The 15,416-nt window shown below is 41.3% G+C and carries 16 protein-coding genes; 2 read left to right on the forward strand and 14 right to left on the reverse strand.

Going from position 1 to position 15,416, the window contains the following annotated elements:
• Nucleotides 1–39: 39 nt before the first annotated feature.
• From tkt to yneA, 4 genes are all read right to left on the reverse strand, one after another.
• Complete coding sequence (tkt, locus tag C4B60_RS00880; protein ID WP_104055777.1) at nucleotides 40–2,046, reverse strand: transketolase; 2,007 nt, start codon at nucleotides 2,044–2,046, stop codon at nucleotides 40–42.
• 166 nt (nucleotides 2,047–2,212) lie between these two features.
• Nucleotides 2,213–2,446, reverse strand: a complete 234-nt coding sequence (locus tag C4B60_RS00885) for a DUF896 domain-containing protein (protein ID WP_104055779.1) — start codon at nucleotides 2,444–2,446, stop codon at nucleotides 2,213–2,215.
• 61 nt (nucleotides 2,447–2,507) lie between these two features.
• Nucleotides 2,508–3,158 (reverse strand): YneB family resolvase-like protein, encoded by a 651-nt coding sequence (locus C4B60_RS00890; protein WP_104055780.1) that lies wholly within the window; start codon nucleotides 3,156–3,158, stop codon nucleotides 2,508–2,510.
• 28 nt (nucleotides 3,159–3,186) lie between these two features.
• Entirely contained in the window at nucleotides 3,187–3,519 is a 333-nt protein-coding gene (gene yneA, locus C4B60_RS00895) for a cell division suppressor protein YneA (protein WP_104055782.1), read from the reverse strand.
• A 162-nt stretch (nucleotides 3,520–3,681) separates the two neighbouring features.
• Here yneA and lexA point away from each other — a divergent pair, with 162 nt between their 5' ends.
• Nucleotides 3,682–4,302, forward strand: coding sequence for a transcriptional repressor LexA (lexA, locus tag C4B60_RS00900; RefSeq protein ID WP_104055785.1), 621 nt, complete (start codon nucleotides 3,682–3,684; stop codon nucleotides 4,300–4,302).
• 105 nt (nucleotides 4,303–4,407) lie between these two features.
• Here the strand turns inward: lexA and C4B60_RS00905 are convergent, their stop codons facing one another.
• The 5 genes from C4B60_RS00905 to hflX all read right to left on the reverse strand — a co-directional run bounded on the left by C4B60_RS00905 (nucleotide 4,408) and on the right by hflX (nucleotide 9,583).
• The gene (locus C4B60_RS00905) at nucleotides 4,408–4,623 is read right to left on the reverse strand and encodes a hypothetical protein (protein ID WP_104055787.1); all 216 of its coding nucleotides are present in this window, start codon (nucleotides 4,621–4,623) and stop codon (nucleotides 4,408–4,410) included.
• Between the two features lie 483 nt (nucleotides 4,624–5,106).
• Nucleotides 5,107–6,441: a type I glutamate--ammonia ligase gene (glnA, locus tag C4B60_RS00910; RefSeq protein WP_104055789.1), complete on the reverse strand. Its 1,335-nt coding sequence runs from the start codon at nucleotides 6,439–6,441 to the stop codon at nucleotides 5,107–5,109.
• A gap of 31 nt (nucleotides 6,442–6,472) precedes the next feature.
• On the reverse strand, nucleotides 6,473–6,868 hold the full coding sequence (locus C4B60_RS00915; RefSeq protein WP_104055791.1) for a MerR family transcriptional regulator: 396 nt from the start codon (nucleotides 6,866–6,868) through the stop codon (nucleotides 6,473–6,475).
• Nucleotides 6,869–7,043: 175 nt separating this feature from the next.
• Nucleotides 7,044–8,312 carry a methionine gamma-lyase family protein gene (locus tag C4B60_RS00920; RefSeq protein ID WP_104055793.1) on the reverse strand — a complete coding sequence of 423 codons (1,269 nt, stop codon included), beginning with the start codon at nucleotides 8,310–8,312 and terminating at the stop codon, nucleotides 7,044–7,046.
• Between the two features lie 11 nt (nucleotides 8,313–8,323).
• On the reverse strand, nucleotides 8,324–9,583 hold the full coding sequence (hflX, locus tag C4B60_RS00925; RefSeq protein ID WP_104055795.1) for a GTPase HflX: 1,260 nt from the start codon (nucleotides 9,581–9,583) through the stop codon (nucleotides 8,324–8,326).
• 203 nt (nucleotides 9,584–9,786) lie between these two features.
• Here hflX and C4B60_RS00930 point away from each other — a divergent pair, with 203 nt between their 5' ends.
• On the forward strand, nucleotides 9,787–10,404 hold the full coding sequence (locus C4B60_RS00930; protein WP_104055797.1) for a trimeric intracellular cation channel family protein: 618 nt from the start codon (nucleotides 9,787–9,789) through the stop codon (nucleotides 10,402–10,404).
• Nucleotides 10,405–10,432: 28 nt separating this feature from the next.
• On the opposite strand, the gene C4B60_RS00935 is transcribed toward C4B60_RS00930, so the two are convergent.
• The 5 genes from C4B60_RS00935 to C4B60_RS00955 form a co-directional block, all read right to left on the reverse strand.
• On the reverse strand, nucleotides 10,433–11,362 hold the full coding sequence (locus tag C4B60_RS00935; protein ID WP_425331144.1) for an AAA family ATPase: 930 nt from the start codon (nucleotides 11,360–11,362) through the stop codon (nucleotides 10,433–10,435).
• 97 nt (nucleotides 11,363–11,459) lie between these two features.
• Nucleotides 11,460–11,696 carry an RNA chaperone Hfq gene (hfq, locus tag C4B60_RS00940; protein ID WP_104055799.1) on the reverse strand — a complete coding sequence of 79 codons (237 nt, stop codon included), beginning with the start codon at nucleotides 11,694–11,696 and terminating at the stop codon, nucleotides 11,460–11,462.
• A 51-nt stretch (nucleotides 11,697–11,747) separates the two neighbouring features.
• The gene (gene miaA, locus C4B60_RS00945; protein WP_104055800.1) at nucleotides 11,748–12,671 is read right to left on the reverse strand and encodes a tRNA (adenosine(37)-N6)-dimethylallyltransferase MiaA; all 924 of its coding nucleotides are present in this window, start codon (nucleotides 12,669–12,671) and stop codon (nucleotides 11,748–11,750) included.
• A gap of 74 nt (nucleotides 12,672–12,745) precedes the next feature.
• Nucleotides 12,746–13,681, reverse strand: coding sequence for an alpha/beta hydrolase (locus C4B60_RS00950; protein ID WP_104055802.1), 936 nt, complete (start codon nucleotides 13,679–13,681; stop codon nucleotides 12,746–12,748).
• A 16-nt stretch (nucleotides 13,682–13,697) separates the two neighbouring features.
• Nucleotides 13,698–15,377 carry a glycerol-3-phosphate dehydrogenase/oxidase gene (locus C4B60_RS00955; protein ID WP_104055804.1) on the reverse strand — a complete coding sequence of 560 codons (1,680 nt, stop codon included), beginning with the start codon at nucleotides 15,375–15,377 and terminating at the stop codon, nucleotides 13,698–13,700.
• Between the last annotated feature and the right edge of the window lie 39 nt (nucleotides 15,378–15,416).

A 15,416-nucleotide genomic window follows, 5' to 3' on the forward strand; every position in this document is an offset into this window, starting at 1 on the left:
AAAAAAGCTGAAGACAGCAGCGTCTCCAGCTTTTTTGTATTACGCCTGTAAAAGAGATTTAACTCTTGTCACTACATTATCAACCGTGAAGCCGTATTCTTTTAATACAGTTGCACCTGGAGCAGATGCACCGAATGTATTAATTCCTAAGACATCGCCCTCATCTCCTGTATAGCGCTCCCAGCCTAGTGGAGAAGCCATTTCAATTCCGAGACGTTTTTTAACATTTTTAGGAAGGACAGATTCTTTATATTCTTTTGATTGTTTTTCAAACCGGTCCCATGAAGGCATAGAAACGACTGCTACATCAATATTTTCTTTTTGCAGTGCCTGCTGTGCTTCCACTGCAAGGCTTACTTCAGAGCCTGATGCGAGTAATAAAGCGTCAGCTGTTTCATTTTGAGCCGGGGAAACAATATATGCCCCCTTCTTTACTCCTTCATAAGCATTCTCTGCTGTATTCGCAAGTGTAGGAAGACCTTGGCGTGTGAGCACAAGAACAGTCGGATGATCCGTTGCTTCGATCGCCAGGCGCCATGCAGCTGAAGTTTCGTTTCCATCAGCAGGTCTTACTACTGAAAGACCAGGCATTGCACGAAGTGATGGAAGCTGTTCAATCGGTTCATGCGTTGGACCATCTTCTCCAACTGCAATACTGTCATGAGTGAAAACATAGGTTACCGGAACGCCCATAAGTGCTGAAAGGCGGATTGCCGGGCGAACATAATCACTAAAGACAAAGAATGTTCCTCCATATACATGAAGCCCTCCGTGTAAAGCCATTCCATTCAGCGCTGCTCCCATGGCGAATTCGCGGACGCCAAACCAAATGTTTCGGCCGTCAGGTGTCTCAGCAGTAAAGTCTTCTTCTTCTTTCATCATTGTATTATTCGAGCCTGCTAAATCTGCAGATCCTCCAAATAGAGTTGGAAGAGATTTAGCCAGTGCATTTACAGCTTCACCTGATGAGGCACGGCTTGCAAGGCTTTTTCCTTCTTCAAAGGCTGGAAGCGAATCTTCCCAGCCTTCTGGAAGTTTTCCTTCAATTGCATCAGCTAGTTCTTTTGCTAATTCAGGATAAGCCTCCTTGTATGCTGCGAAGCGGTCGTTCCATTCTTTTTCTTCTTTATCACCTTTTTGAACCACTAGCTCATCAAAGCGCTCATACACTTCTTCCGGTACATGGAAAGCCTCTTCATACAGCCACTCGTATGCTTTTTTAACAAGAGTAGTTTCATCAGCGCCAAGCGGAGCACCGTGTACTTTAGAAGAACCTGATCTGTTAGGAGAACCAAATCCGATAATGGTTTTAATTTCAATCATTGTTGGTCTTGTTGTATCTGCTTTAGCTTGTTCAATTGCATCAGCAACATTTCCGATATCATTTCCGTCATCTACACGGATATATTGCCAGTTGTAGGATTCAAAGCGTTTTTTTACGCTTTCTGAAAATGAGCGGTCAAGGTCTCCATCCAAAGAAATATCGTTGGAATCATAAAGAACAACCAGCTTGTCCAGCTTTAAATGACCAGCCAAAGATGCTGCCTCTGAAGAGATACCTTCCATTAAATCTCCATCACCACATAGTGTATATGTATAATGATCTACAACGTCATGACCCTCTTTGTTGAATTTACCGGCTAAGTGACGTTCAGCCATTGCCATACCTACGGCCATACCTAAGCCTTGACCAAGTGGACCAGTAGTTGCTTCTACACCAGCTGTATGCTTATATTCAGGGTGTCCTGGTGTTTTTGATCCCCATTGACGGAAGTTTTTCAATTCTTCGATTGACAGATCGTAGCCGGAAAGGTGCAGCAGGCTGTACAAAAGCATTGACCCATGTCCTGCGGATAGAACAAAACGGTCCCGATTGAACCAATCCGGATTTTTTGGATTATGATTCATAAAACGGGTCCATAAAGTATAGGCAAACGGTGCAGCCCCCATTGGCAAGCCCGGGTGACCAGAATTTGCTTTATCAATAGCATCAATTGAGATCGTGCGAATTGTATTAATTGCTAAGTCATCAATCTTATTAAACATGTATGACATCCTTTCTATCCTCTTAATATGTTACTATTGTACGCAAAAAACCACAGATGTACAAACATCTTCATATGTTTTATCTTAAATTCCAAAATCAGCATCAGAGTTCAATTAAGAATTCACATTACAAAATAAAAAAGCCGCAAAAAAGTGCGGCTTTTTATTAGTGCAGGCGCTTCCGATCCTGAATATCTTTAATTTTTTTGGGAGTTACATCTTTTCCTTCAGGGTCAATAACCTTTACGTGCTCGATTGTATCTTTCATTGACCCTCTAAAAGCAGCCAAATACTCCTGTCTTAACGTCTTTTGCTCTGCAAGCTCTTTTTCTGATAATCCCTTGCCTTTAGCTTTATGTGACAATTCATTAATTCTTGTCAGTTTTTTTTGAGATAACAAGCCTATCCACCCTTTCTCTTCCTGAACGATTACTCATAATCGTACAAAAAATGAAGAAACTTTACAAGGAAGGTGTATTATCCACGTATTCCCTGTAGCGTCGATGGACAGTCGCCTTAGAAACATCATGTCCGAGCCCTCTTAAAGTCGCACCGATTTCATAAAAAGTCAGACCGTTCTTTCTCAAGCGGACAATTTCCTCAACAGGCACAGGTTTTTTATCGCGCCCTTCCTTGTTTCCTTTATTTTTAAGGTTTTTCTCCGGCCGGAATCCTCGCTCTACTGCCCGTTTCATTCCGCGCTTAATTTTTAAATTGTGAAGCTTACGCTGATGCTCCTCGACCATACTGACAATCTGGAGAATCATGGTGTCTGATTCTGACAGCTGGAGTTCTCCATTATGGCTGACAGAAAAAATCGTAACGCCTTCCTTCATTAAAGTATGAAGCAGCGCTATTTTGGCATTACCTCTTCCAATACGGGTTTCATCCTGTATAAGCACACCCTCAACTTTGGAGGATCGGATAAGGTCAAGAAGGAGAAATACTCCCTCTCTGTCCAGGTCAAACCCGCTTGCCTGTTCTTTTATTATTTCTTTTACGGTATATCCGCTGCGGGAAGCGAGCTCAAGCAGTTCTTCCTCCTGCCTTTTCAAAGAAGTTTCCTGTGCTTCTTTTTCCGTGCTTACCCGGCAATAAATAATCACTTCCATCATAAGCGACCCCTTTTACTATCTTCTTCTACTCCTCTGAAGCCAATTGAACCTCGTCGTGAAGGAACAGGTCCATATGCTGTTCTTCAATTGGAAGCACGAGTCCTTCTCCTTCATTTATGGAATAGGAGTTTAGATTGTTGGCTGCTGCTACCCATTCAATAAAATCATTTTCCGTCATCGAGAGTGATTCTGCATACTCTCTTGATAGACTCCAGAGCGTATCACCTTGCTGAACCTCTATTTTTACCATGCTGCTATGAGAGTCTTTCGTTATTGCGGAAGTTAAATAGTAACCAAATATAAGAGCTATAACAATGAATAAAATGACAAATGAATTTTTCCCAATAAATGTTCGCATAGAAACGCCTCCTAAACCGAATATCTGTTCGCTTTTCTTGAATCTAGTATAAACCGAACGCTTGTTTTGGGTCAAGTCTAAAATTCGAACTTATGTTTGTATTTTTGCCCCTTACATGATATAATACAGGTAAGAATTGGATAAAAAGAAGGGGTGTTTCTCGTGAAAAAACTATCAAAAAGACAGCTTGATATACTTGAATTTATTAAAAGAGAAGTTCGCGATAAAGGCTATCCGCCTTCTGTCCGTGAAATTGGTCTCGCTGTAGGACTTGCTTCCAGCTCAACGGTTCATGGTCATCTTGCCAGGCTCGAAAGCAAAGGGCTTATCAGACGCGACCCCACAAAGCCGAGAGCGATCGAAGTGATCAGCCTTGAAGAGGATGCCATTCCTACTCAGCGTGTCGTTAATGTACCACTCGTTGGTAAAGTTACCGCCGGTTCTCCTATTACAGCAATTGAAAATGTAGAAGAGTACTTTCCATTGCCTGAGCGCCTAGCGTCGTCTGATGATGCAGTTTTCATGCTTGAGATTATGGGGGATTCCATGATTGAAGCAGGGATTCTGGACGGTGACTTTGTCATTGTAAAGCAGCAGCAGGCAGCGAATAATGGCGATATCGTTGTTGCAATGACAGACGAGGAAGAAGCAACTGTGAAGAGGTTCTTCAAGGAACAAAATAATGTTAGGCTTCAGCCTGAAAATTCCTCTATGGCCCCTATCATTTTAAATTCAGTCACCATCCTCGGAAAAGTTATCGGTGTTTACAGACAGGTTCATTAAATCAATAAAGCCGGTTTAAAACCGGTTTTATTGTCTTTTCAAGCCTATTCCCGCGCGACTATAAATATTCATAAAAAAAGACACACGGTTTTTACCGGTGTCTCATCATGACCTGTCCTTATCCTCAGAGTTTCTAAAATCAAAGCTGAAAATAATTCCATAAATGATCGTAAATAAAATAGCATAAAGAATAAACTCCAAAAAAGCACTTAGCTCCGTTTCAATCATGCCCAGAATTAAAGACTGGAGCACTACGGCCAGTACTACAGCCAAAAACAGCTTCCCTAATCTTAAGTTACTATACCGCCTTCTTTCTTTCATCAACAAAAACTCCCTTAAACCATGTTTGTTCCTTATTGTATCATTGTTATCTAGATTCTTTCTTCCTCGAGGATGACAGCTTTGCGAACATATTAAAAAGTTTTTATATTATTTCTTAAAAAAAGGTTTTAGCAGAATATAGAAAGTTTATACATATACTAGAGGATGGTTTAGAGGAGGGAGATTTCCATGCGGTGCCTTTATACCGAAGCGAGACAGCGATTTGAGGAAGATGCAAAGCTCCTGGAAAAGAAAAGCATAAAAAAACCTACGCGCCGTCGCTTAAAACGTAGACTGAAGCAGTAGTATTCAGTCAGTTAACAGATTTTAAAATCATCCTTCATGAATTAAGTCCTTAAGTAAGCAGGAAACTGTTTATTTCAGGGCTTTTTTTTGTTAAACACAACAAAAGTGAGTAATCCGTCTTTGATACTTTAACTACATAAAAAATCCTTAGAGCTTTGAGCTCTAAGGATTTTTTAATTAATACATTTCCAGGTACTGCTCGCGCTCCCAAGGGTGCACTTGCGTACGGAACATATCCCATTCAATTTCTTTTGCTTCAACAAAATGCTCAAAGATGTGTCCGCCAAGGGAATTGATGATGACTTCATCCTTCTTCAATTCTTCAAGAGCGGAGAAAAGAGTTCCAGGCAGATCTTTAATGCCCGCTTCTTCTCTTTCTTCCTTGTCCATTACATAAATGTTTCTGTCGATTGCTTTTGGCGGAGTAAGCTTGTTTTTGATTCCATCAAGCCCTGCGCTTAATAGCACTGCCATTGCAAGGTAAGGATTTGCCGCCGGGTCAACTGAACGTACTTCTACGCGTGTTGACAGTCCGCGTGATGCAGGAATTCGGATCAGCGGGCTTCGGTTACGTGCAGACCATGCGATATAGCAAGGTGCCTCGTATCCAGGTACAAGACGTTTGTATGAATTAACTGTAGGGTTTGTAACAGCTGTAAATGCTGAAGCATGCTTTAGTGTACCAGCCATGAATTGCATAGCTGTTTCACTTAACTGCTGAGATGCGTTTTCATCAAAGAATGAGTTAACCCCATTTTTAAATAAAGACATATTACAGTGCATACCCGAACCATTCACTCCAAATAATGGTTTTGGCATGAACGTCGCATGCAGACCATGCTTACGGGCAATCGTTTTTACTACAAGTTTAAATGTCTGAATATCATCACATGCTGTAACAGCATCTGCATATTTAAAATCAATTTCGTGCTGTCCCGGTGCTACTTCATGGTGGGAAGCTTCAATTTCATAGCCCATTGCTTCAAGCTCGATAACAATATCACGTCGGCAGTTTTCGCCTAAGTCAGTAGGAGCTAAGTCAAAGTAGCCGCCTTTGTCATTAAGCTCAAGTGTTGGGTTTCCATTTACATCAAGCTTGAAAAGGAAAAATTCAGGCTCAGGTCCGAGGTTGAAGTCAGTAAAGCCGAGTTCTTCCATTTCTTTAAGTACACGCTTTAAGTTGTTGCGGGGATCCCCTTCAAACGGCGTGCCGTCCGGGTTATAAATATCACAGATTAATCGAGCTACCTTTCCATCACCTGCAGTCCAAGGGAATACAACCCAAGTATCTAAATCCGGATAAAGATTCATATCAGATTCTTCAATACGAACAAAACCTTCGATTGATGAGCCATCAAACATCATTTTGTTATCAAGCGCTTTTTCAAGCTGACTAACCGGAATTTCTACATTCTTGATCGTGCCCAGAATGTCTGTAAACTGCAGTCGGATAAAGTTTACGTTTTGTTCTTTTGCTAATCTCATGATATCTTCGCGTGAATATTTACTCATTGTTTAAATTCCTCCTGTTTTTATGTAGTGATTATCGGAAAAAGCGTGACAGATCGCCTGCGCGTAAGCTCGAACGGCTGATTTTACCCGGGCTGAGCATTTCTTTCTTCAAAAGGGTTCTCAGCTGTTCGTCGGATAACTCCGGCTTTTTAGCAACAAGATCACTATCTGCTGATTCCATATGATTCACAGCAAGAATCTTTTTGATTCCCGCCATGTTAATCCCCTGCTCCAATAAATCTTTGATTTCTAGTAACCTATCAATGTCGTTTAGCGAAAATAATCGGCGATTCCCTTCCGTTCGAGCAGGCGAAATTAACTCATGCTCTTCGTAGTATCGAATCTGGCGAGCTGTTAAGTCCGCTAACTGCATTACGATTCCTATTGGAAATAAAGGCATCGTTCGTCTAATTTCACTGCCTCCCATTAAATAATCTCCTTTCATTTCCCATCGACATACTAATCATATCGCATGTAATAAAAGGTGTCAATATTATGTTAGCTTTTCTAACGTGAAATTTACACTTCCGTTGTTCCACTTCTTCCATTCCCTTCATTCTAACACTTTATGCATAAAAATGAGTAATTATTATTTTTTATCTTTAAAGAGTGACCCTGCCGCTTTCTATCAGACTGTCAATGGCTGTAGATATTGCTATTTTTACATGCTCATATGTCAGTCCCCCTTGAATATAAGCTGCATAAGGCGGACGCAGCGGACCATCGGCTGAAAGCTCAATACTCGCACCTTGAATAAAAGTACCCGCTGCCATAATTACATCGTCTGAATATCCGGGCATATAAGCAGGATAAGGTGTAAACTGGGCATTTACTGGTGAAGCAAACTGTATCGCCTGGCAAAATGCCACCATCTTTTCCCGATCATCAAATTGCACTGCCTGAATTAAATCTGTTCTTTCCTCAGACCAGGAAGGAATTGTTTTCATGCCGATTCTCTCCAAAAGGGCAGCTGTAAACACAGCACCCTTCAATGCCTGTGATACAACATGGGGTGCGAGGAAAAAGCCCTGGTACATTTCCTGCAGTGAATATAGACTTGCACCAGCTTCTGCCCCGATACCCGGTGAGGTCATCCGGTATGAGCATTTCTCAATGAGATTTTTTGTGCCGACAATATATCCGCCTGTCTTTGCAATTCCGCCTCCCGGGTTTTTAATAAGTGAACCGGCCATGAGATCTGCTCCAACCTGAGTTGGTTCAAGCGTTTCCACAAACTCACCATAGCAATTATCTACGAAGATAATGATCGATGGATAAACACTTTTAATTTGATCAATCATTTCCCTGATCTCATTTATTCGGTAAGAAGGCCGCATCGCATAGCCTTTTGAACGCTGAATACCGATCATTTTTGTTTTCGGGGTGATTTTGTTAAACACTTCTTCGATGTCCACTTTACCGCGGTGATCCAGTTCAACATGATCATATCCAATGTTAAATTCTTTTAAAGAGCCATTGCCTGATCCTCTTAACCCGACAATCTCCTCGAGCGTGTCATATGGTTTCCCGGTAATATAGAGAAGGTCATCGCCAGGACGCAGGACGCCAAATAAGGAAATAGCAATCGCGTGTGTGCCGGAAATAATCTGAGGTCTGACAAGGCCATCCTCAGCACCGAACACTTTTGCATATACAGCTTCCAGTGTATCTCTCCCGGCATCATCATATCCATAGCCAGTAGACGGTGTGAAATGGCTGTCGCTTACTCTGCATTCCCTAAATGCATTCAATACTTTATATTGATTCTCTTCTGCTATTTTTTCGATTTTTTTATGCTGAGGATTAATTTTTTCCTCCACTTCGTTCAGAAGAGGGACAAGAAGATCCTGATGTTTTAAATAAGAACTCATAATTTACTCCTTTATTCTTTCGACTGGCTGACAGATCCCGCAATTGGATGATCATTAAAAATATAGCCTGAAATATGATAGTGATCCTTTTCTTCTATAAAAGAGAGATCCTTAATGATTGCATCTCTTTTAAGTCGCGCGATTAAATTTCCTTCATCTGAGGAAACCTGAACATCAAACGGAACCATTTGTTCGATCATTAAACGCTCAATTTCCTGTTTCAGCTCATGTAGATCACTTGGGTCCAGTGCTGAAATCTTGATAAAGTTCTCACTCGGTGAAGGAACAAAATCTCCCGTAATTGCATCTTTTTTATTATAAACGGTGAGCTGAGGGATATGATCCATTTCAAGCTCCTTAAATAGCCGATGAACAGTTTTTTCATGCTCAATATAATTAGGATGGGAGGCATCTACTACGTGGAGCAGCAGGTCTGCCTCATTAACCTCCTCTAGAGTAGAACGGAAGGATGCGATCAGGGAGGTTGGAAGGTCCTGAATGAACCCTACCGTATCGGTCATTAAGATCGAATAATTGCTCGGCAGCTTCAATTTTCTCGTCATCGGATCAAGTGTTGCAAATAGTTGATCCTCTTCTAAGGAGTCAGCTTCACCAAGACGATTAAAAAGAGTCGACTTACCGGCATTTGTATAACCTACTAATGCAATTTGGAAGACATTATTCTTTCTTCTTCTCTCTCTATATTGGCTCCGGTGTTTTACTACCTGCTGAAGCTGTCTTTTTACTTCAGCTATTTCATTTCGAATATGTCTTCTGTCTGTTTCTAGCTTCGTTTCACCGGGACCTCTTGTTCCTATTCCTCCTCCAAGTCTTGATAGCTCGATTCCCTGACCTGAGAGTCTTGGAAGCATATATTCAAGCTGGGCAAGCTGCACCTGAAGCTTACCTTCCCTAGAACGGGCACGCTTTGCAAATATATCAAGAATCAGCTGAGTGCGGTCAATAATCCGGGCACCTAAAACTTTCGATAAATTGCGGTTTTGACTCGGAGACAGCTCGCTGTTGAAAATAATAAGATCCGGTTCATACTCTTCTTCAATTGCCTGAAGCTCTTCTACTTTCCCTTTACCGATATACGTGCTTGAATGAATACGATCACGGTTTTGGGTTAAGATTGCAACTACTTCGCCGCCTGCCGTTTCAGTCAAAGCCTTTAATTCTTCAAGAGACTGTTCAATATGACTATCTGTTTGATTTAATTGCACTCCTACAAGAATTGCTTTTTCTTTAATGGTCTCTTTATGTGGCAATTAGATTCCTTCTTTCCATGTAAAATCTCTAATTATCTTACCATAATTCATGGTTCGTAACGCTTTATAGCCAGTTGAAGGATAAAATAGCATTTATTTTTCATTTTTCCCTTAATTAGCCCGTAAAAAACGTGGTGTTTTCATCAAATCATGGTACAATCATGAAGGTTTTATTTGTTGAGGAAAGGCCAGGTGACGTCTATATGACCTGGGAGGTTTTAAGCATTATCGGCACGATTGCTTTTGCAGTGTCAGGCGCCATTATTGCGATGGAAGAAGAATACGATATTTTAGGTGTATATATTTTAGGAATTGTAACCGCTTTTGGCGGAGGAGCCATACGGAATTTATTAATTGGAGTACCGGTTTCCGCTTTATGGGAGCAGGGGATGTTTTTTCAGATCGCTCTTTTATCTATTACTGCTGTCTTTTTGTTCCCAAATAACTTATTGAAGCACTGGAGAAGATGGGGAAATTTTTTTGACGCCATGGGACTCTCCGCATTTGCTATACAGGGGGCGCTTTATGCTGTCGCTATGGACCATCCGATGAGTGCTGTAATTGTGGCAGCTGTTTTGACCGGAAGCGGCGGTGGAATTGTAAGAGACCTTCTTGCCGGAAGAAAGCCACTAGTACTCAGATCTGAGATTTATGCAGTCTGGGCCATCATTGCGGGGTTTGCAGTAGGAATCGGTGCTGCTTCAGAGCCTTGGCAGCTTTATGCTTTATTTGTTTTAACAACCGGTCTGCGTGTATGCTCTTATGTATACAAATGGCGCCTGCCGTTCAGAAAGCTTCAATCTTTGGATGAAGCAAAATAAAAAACCTGCACAGGATCTTGTGCAGGTTTTATTCTTTATCTTTCAAACCCTCAATCACATCTTTTTCAGTCAGCAGCATTAAATCTTCCCTGGAATACATCTGATTCTTAAGCAGCCTCACTGCCTGGGCGCGAATAACTGCCTCAATTATATTCCGTACAAATCTGCCATTATCCTTTAAAGCGGAGCTTCCGTTTGCGACAGCCTTCCTGAGATGAAACGTAATCCGGTCCAAAGCAGCTCCGGTTAAAGAGAACTCCTTTTCCCTGCAAAATTTTCTCGTGATTTCGATTAATTCCTCAACCGTATAATCCGGAAACGTGACAACGTGAGGAAACCTTCCTTTTAATCCCGGATTAAGCCTTAAAAATGTATCCATCTCGCTTCCGTATCCGGCCAGAATTAAGATAAAATCATCTTTCTTGTCCTCCATATGCTTAACAAGCGTGTCTATTGCTTCTCTGCCAAAATCTTTCTCGCCCCCGCGCGCCAATGAGTATGCCTCATCAATAAATAAAATCCCTCCAAGAGATTTTTTTATCAGCTCCCGGGTCTTATTTGCTGTATGGCCGATGTACTCGCCAACCAGGTCTGCCCGTTCCACTTCGATTAAGTGGCCCTTTGAGAGGATTTTCAACTCGCACAGCTGCTGCGCCATTATTCTTGCAACTGTTGTTTTTCCAGTACCGGGGCTGCCGCGAAATAGCATATGCAAAGCATGGTGGTCGGCTTTAAGCCCCGCTTCCTTTCTTTTTTGATTTATTATACTCCAGGCAACGATATGCTTGATCATTTCTTTAACCTCTACTAACCCGACAAGCTGTCTGAACTCTTTTTCTATATTGCTCCAAATCGGATGCAAAGGCGGTTCAAGTGTTCGTTCCAGTGTTTTTTCAGCACCGGACTGGATGACCAGTTTAATCTGATTTTTTTTATCGCTGCTGATCTGCCGGGTCAATCGATTCACCCCACTCTTTTAAACGCAAATCCCTAAAGTATATGTATGTGCTGTATGTTTTAGAGCAAAGAAAAAGCGCTCCGCTAAGGAGCACTTTTTACTTTTCTCCATCACCTGTTTGTATTTTAACTGCCTTAGCAGGAACAAATGTTGAGATCGCATGCTTATATACCAATTGCTGTTTGCCTTCTGATTCAAGCAGTACAGTAAAATTATCAAACGCTTTTACCTGCCCGCGAATTTGAAATCCATTTAATAAAAAAACAGTTACATAGGTGCCATCTTTCCTGAGCTGATTTAAAATCTGGTCCTGAATATTAATCGTTTGCTTCATTTCCAAGCCTCCTCCAGTGGTCTCTAGTAACTATATATTCTCTAACTATGTCTATTTTCCTGCTAAAAACCTTAAGATCTTCTGTTTTTTTTCAATCGTTCCCTGAGTAAGGTCAAACCATTCAATATCCATTTTATTGCGGAACCAGGTCAGCTGTTTTTTTGCGTACCTTCTGGAATTCTGTTTTAACTGTTCAATCGCACAAGCAAGGGTAATCTCTCCATCTAAATAACTGTAGAGCTCCTTATATCCAATTGCCTGAATGGATTGCACATTGCGCAATCCGGAATCATGGAGAGCCTGGACTTCTTCAAGCAATCCTTGGCTCAGCATCAGATCCACCCGTTCATTTATGCGCTTGTATAAATATTCCCGTTCCATTGTCAGACCGATTACATGATGATCATATACAGATTCTTTTTTTTGAGCCGCCTGCCATTCTGCAGGTGTTTTGCCGGTTGAATAGTACACTTCAAGCGCTCTTATAACTCTTCTTTGGTTATTAGGGTGGATCGTTTCAGCTGTTTTAGGATCAATGGCACTTAAGCGGTCATAAAGAGACATTATCCCCTTTTTTTCTGCTTCTTCTTCAAGCGATGTGCGAATTTCTTCGTTTTTGCCTTCACCTGCAAACTGGTAATCAAATAAAACCGCCTGCACATACAAACCCGTTCCGCCAACAAGAACAGGCAGCTTCCCTCTCGTGTTGATTTCATTAATCTTCTCTCTTACCAGCTGCTGAAATTCCGCTACAGAAAATGATTCATCAGGATTTTTTATATCAAGCAGATGATGCGGAATTCCGTTCATTTCAGATGGGGAAATTTTTGCAGTTCCAATATCAAGTGTACGGTAAATCTGCATGGAGTCCCCATTTATAATTTCACCATTTAATTTTTTTGCGACCTCTATGCTTACATCAGTTTTTCCAACGGCAGTTGGTCCTACTATTGCTATGACTTTTGTTTTTTCCACTTTAGCGTCACATCTTTCATTACTTAATGAATAATGATCATATCACGAACCATAGCAATGAAAAAGATTTCAGGCTAAATTGCTTTATTTTTTCCAGTCCACGTTTCAAGCTTTTGAAGTGTATCTAAAAAAATGAGCTGGCGGTTTGATTCCTTAAGCAACTCGTGGCGTCCATCTTCATAAAGACGAACCTCAACATCCTCTATGCCTGCTTTTTTCAGCTGTTTTGCCACGATAAATACCCCTTTTCCATCTTTGCCGACAGGATCTGCGGAACCGCTGATTAAATAAATTGGCATCGATTGAGGTATTTTTTTTATTTCTTTTTTTCTGTTTATGACAGAAATTCCTGAAAACAAATCCTGATAAAACTTATTGGAGCAGATAAAACCGCATAATGGGTCTTCTAAATATCGTTCCACTACCGTGTGATCACGGCTCAGCCAGTCCACCGGAGAATTGCACGGTTTAAAGCGTTTGTTATAAGAGCCAAATGTTAATTGGCTTAAGATTTTTCCGGGAGCTTCAGGCGATGTAATAATGGATGAAGCTTTGGCCAGCACTTTCCCAATCTCACCTGCAAATCCCGCAGGTCCTGCGGTTCCAATCAGGATAGTCCCGTCAACTAAATTTGGATATAGCTGAATCACTCTTCGCGCAACAAATGATCCCATGCTGTGGCCAATTAAGTAAACAGGAAGATTGTATTTTTCCCGTGCGTTAATATTAATTTCCTTTACATCATTTACAATCCTTAAAAAACCATCGCCATCACTTATGTAGCCGAGCCTGCCATTTCGCTCGGCTGTTTGTCCATGGCCTCTTTGATCGTGACCGACTACATGATAGCCTTCCTGCGTAAGAAATTCAGCAAATTCTTCATAACGGTCTATATGCTCTACCATGCCATGAACAAGCTGGACCACACCTTTTACATCTTTAGTTTTTGAAAGCCATGTGCATAAATAGACATCAATCCCGTCAGATGTTCTAAAAAAGCTTCCTTCCAATACACACACCTCCTATTTACGTGCGGGCAGTTAAATCAACAGGAATTACTGCATCATTTATTGCTTTATCCAATTCCTTTTCAAAAGAATGATATGTTTCTTCATCCCACTTCAGCAATGCTTTCATCGTTTTCATTACTGGCTCTTTGTAGGTTATAACCCAATCAAGATCGAAATATAATCTTCCTGTTCTTCTAATAAAGAAGTCAACAGGCTTAACGGCCATTTCTTCCTGAATGGCATAAACGACTTCTGCATAAACAGCAGGAGTCATTGGTGCATGAAATTCAAGTCCGCTTGCAGCATGAGCAATTGTAAATAATTTATTTACGTTTGTCCCATAGAATGATGCCAAAGCTTTCCCTTCTTCTCTGGTTAAACCAAACTGAACAGCTTCTTCTGCTTTTTGATTGATGAACGCTTGTAAATTCTTCGAGCCGCCAAAATCAGCCCCGGATAGTGGTAAATGCTCTGTTTTACAAGGACCGAATGCCTGTTTCGTTTCTTTTTTCAGCCGCTTAGCGACAAGATCAACCACATGCTCAGACATTTTGCGGTACCCTGTCAGCTTCCCGCCTGCAATCGTGATCAGGCCGCTGTCATGCTCCCACACTTCATCCTTACGGGAAATTTCTGAAGGGTCTTTGCCTTCAATATAAATAAGCGGTCTTACCCCAGCCCAGCTGGATTCTACATCATCAGCAGTTACGCTGACCTCAGGGAACATATAATGTATGGCATCCAGTATATAGTTTCTGTCTTCAACCGTCATTTTAGGATTAGCAGTATCTTCAGAATTATGATAAAAAGTATCGGTAGTTCCTACATAAGCTTTTCCATCTCTAGGGATTGCAAACATCATACGGCCATCCTGTGTATCAAAATATACGGCCTGCTTAAGCGGAAACACAGACTGATCAAGCACCAGGTGTACTCCTTTTGTCAGTCTAAGCTGTTTTACATTTTTTGAATAGTCTTTATCTCTTACATCATCAACCCATGGGCCTGCTGCGTTGACTACCTTACGTCCCATAAGGATATGTTTTTTCCCGGTTATTTGATCAGTAGCTTCAATGCCTGAAATTTTCTTCTTATCATACGTAAACCGTTCAGCTTTTACGTAATTAACGAAGTCTGCTCCTGACTCAACTGCTTTTTTAATAATTTCAAGCGTCAGTCTCGCGTCATCTGTGCGGTATTCAACATAGTACCCGCCACCGCGAAGACCATCCTTCTTAATTAGCGGCTCTTTATTACTTGTTTCATCTGCGCTGAGCATTTTTCGTCTTTCCTGTCTTTTCACGCCTGCAAGATAATCGTATACCCGCAGTCCAACCGACGTACTGAACTTGCCAAAAGTTCCCCCTTTATGAATTGGCAGCAGCATCCATTCAGGATTTGTAACATGAGGTGCGTTTTCATAAACGATTTCTCTTTCTTTTCCCACCTCTGCTACAAGCTTTACTTCAAATTGTTTTAAATAGCGAAGGCCACCGTGAACAAGCTTGGTGGATCGGCTGGATGTTCCGCCGGCAAAATCCTGCATTTCCACAACTGCAACCTTCATACCTCTCGTAGCTGCATCAAGTGCGATTCCTGCACCGGTAATTCCACCGCCTATGACAATAATGTCATATACATCATTCTCCATTTTTTTAAGTGTTTCCTCACGATTTGTACTTGAAAAGTTCGTCATTTAAAATCCTCCTTAAAATATATCTTAGCCATTTCAATA

The sequence above is a fragment of the Jeotgalibacillus proteolyticus genome (assembly GCF_002926065.1).
GTDB classification, from domain to species: Bacteria; Bacillota; Bacilli; order Bacillales; family Jeotgalibacillaceae; genus Jeotgalibacillus; species Jeotgalibacillus proteolyticus.

Excerpts from the sequence above, each read along its gene's own strand:
- tkt (WP_104055777.1), bottom strand. The coding sequence starts at position 2,046 with ATGTTTAATAAGATTGATGACTTAGCAATTAATACAATTCGCACGATC.
- C4B60_RS00890 (WP_104055780.1), bottom strand. The coding sequence starts at position 3,158 with ATGGAAGTGATTATTTATTGCCGGGTAAGCACGGAAAAAGAAGCACAG.
- yneA (WP_104055782.1), bottom strand. The coding sequence starts at position 3,519 with ATGCGAACATTTATTGGGAAAAATTCATTTGTCATTTTATTCATTGTT.
- C4B60_RS00905 (WP_104055787.1), bottom strand. The coding sequence starts at position 4,623 with ATGAAAGAAAGAAGGCGGTATAGTAACTTAAGATTAGGGAAGCTGTTT.
- glnA (WP_104055789.1), bottom strand. The coding sequence starts at position 6,441 with ATGAGTAAATATTCACGCGAAGATATCATGAGATTAGCAAAAGAACAA.
- C4B60_RS00915 (WP_104055791.1), bottom strand. The coding sequence starts at position 6,868 with ATGGGAGGCAGTGAAATTAGACGAACGATGCCTTTATTTCCAATAGGA.
- C4B60_RS00920 (WP_104055793.1), bottom strand. The coding sequence starts at position 8,312 with ATGAGTTCTTATTTAAAACATCAGGATCTTCTTGTCCCTCTTCTGAAC.
- C4B60_RS00930 (WP_104055797.1), top strand. The coding sequence starts at position 9,787 with ATGACCTGGGAGGTTTTAAGCATTATCGGCACGATTGCTTTTGCAGTG.
- hfq (WP_104055799.1), bottom strand. The coding sequence starts at position 11,696 with ATGAAGCAAACGATTAATATTCAGGACCAGATTTTAAATCAGCTCAGG.
- C4B60_RS00955 (WP_104055804.1), bottom strand. The coding sequence starts at position 15,377 with ATGACGAACTTTTCAAGTACAAATCGTGAGGAAACACTTAAAAAAATG.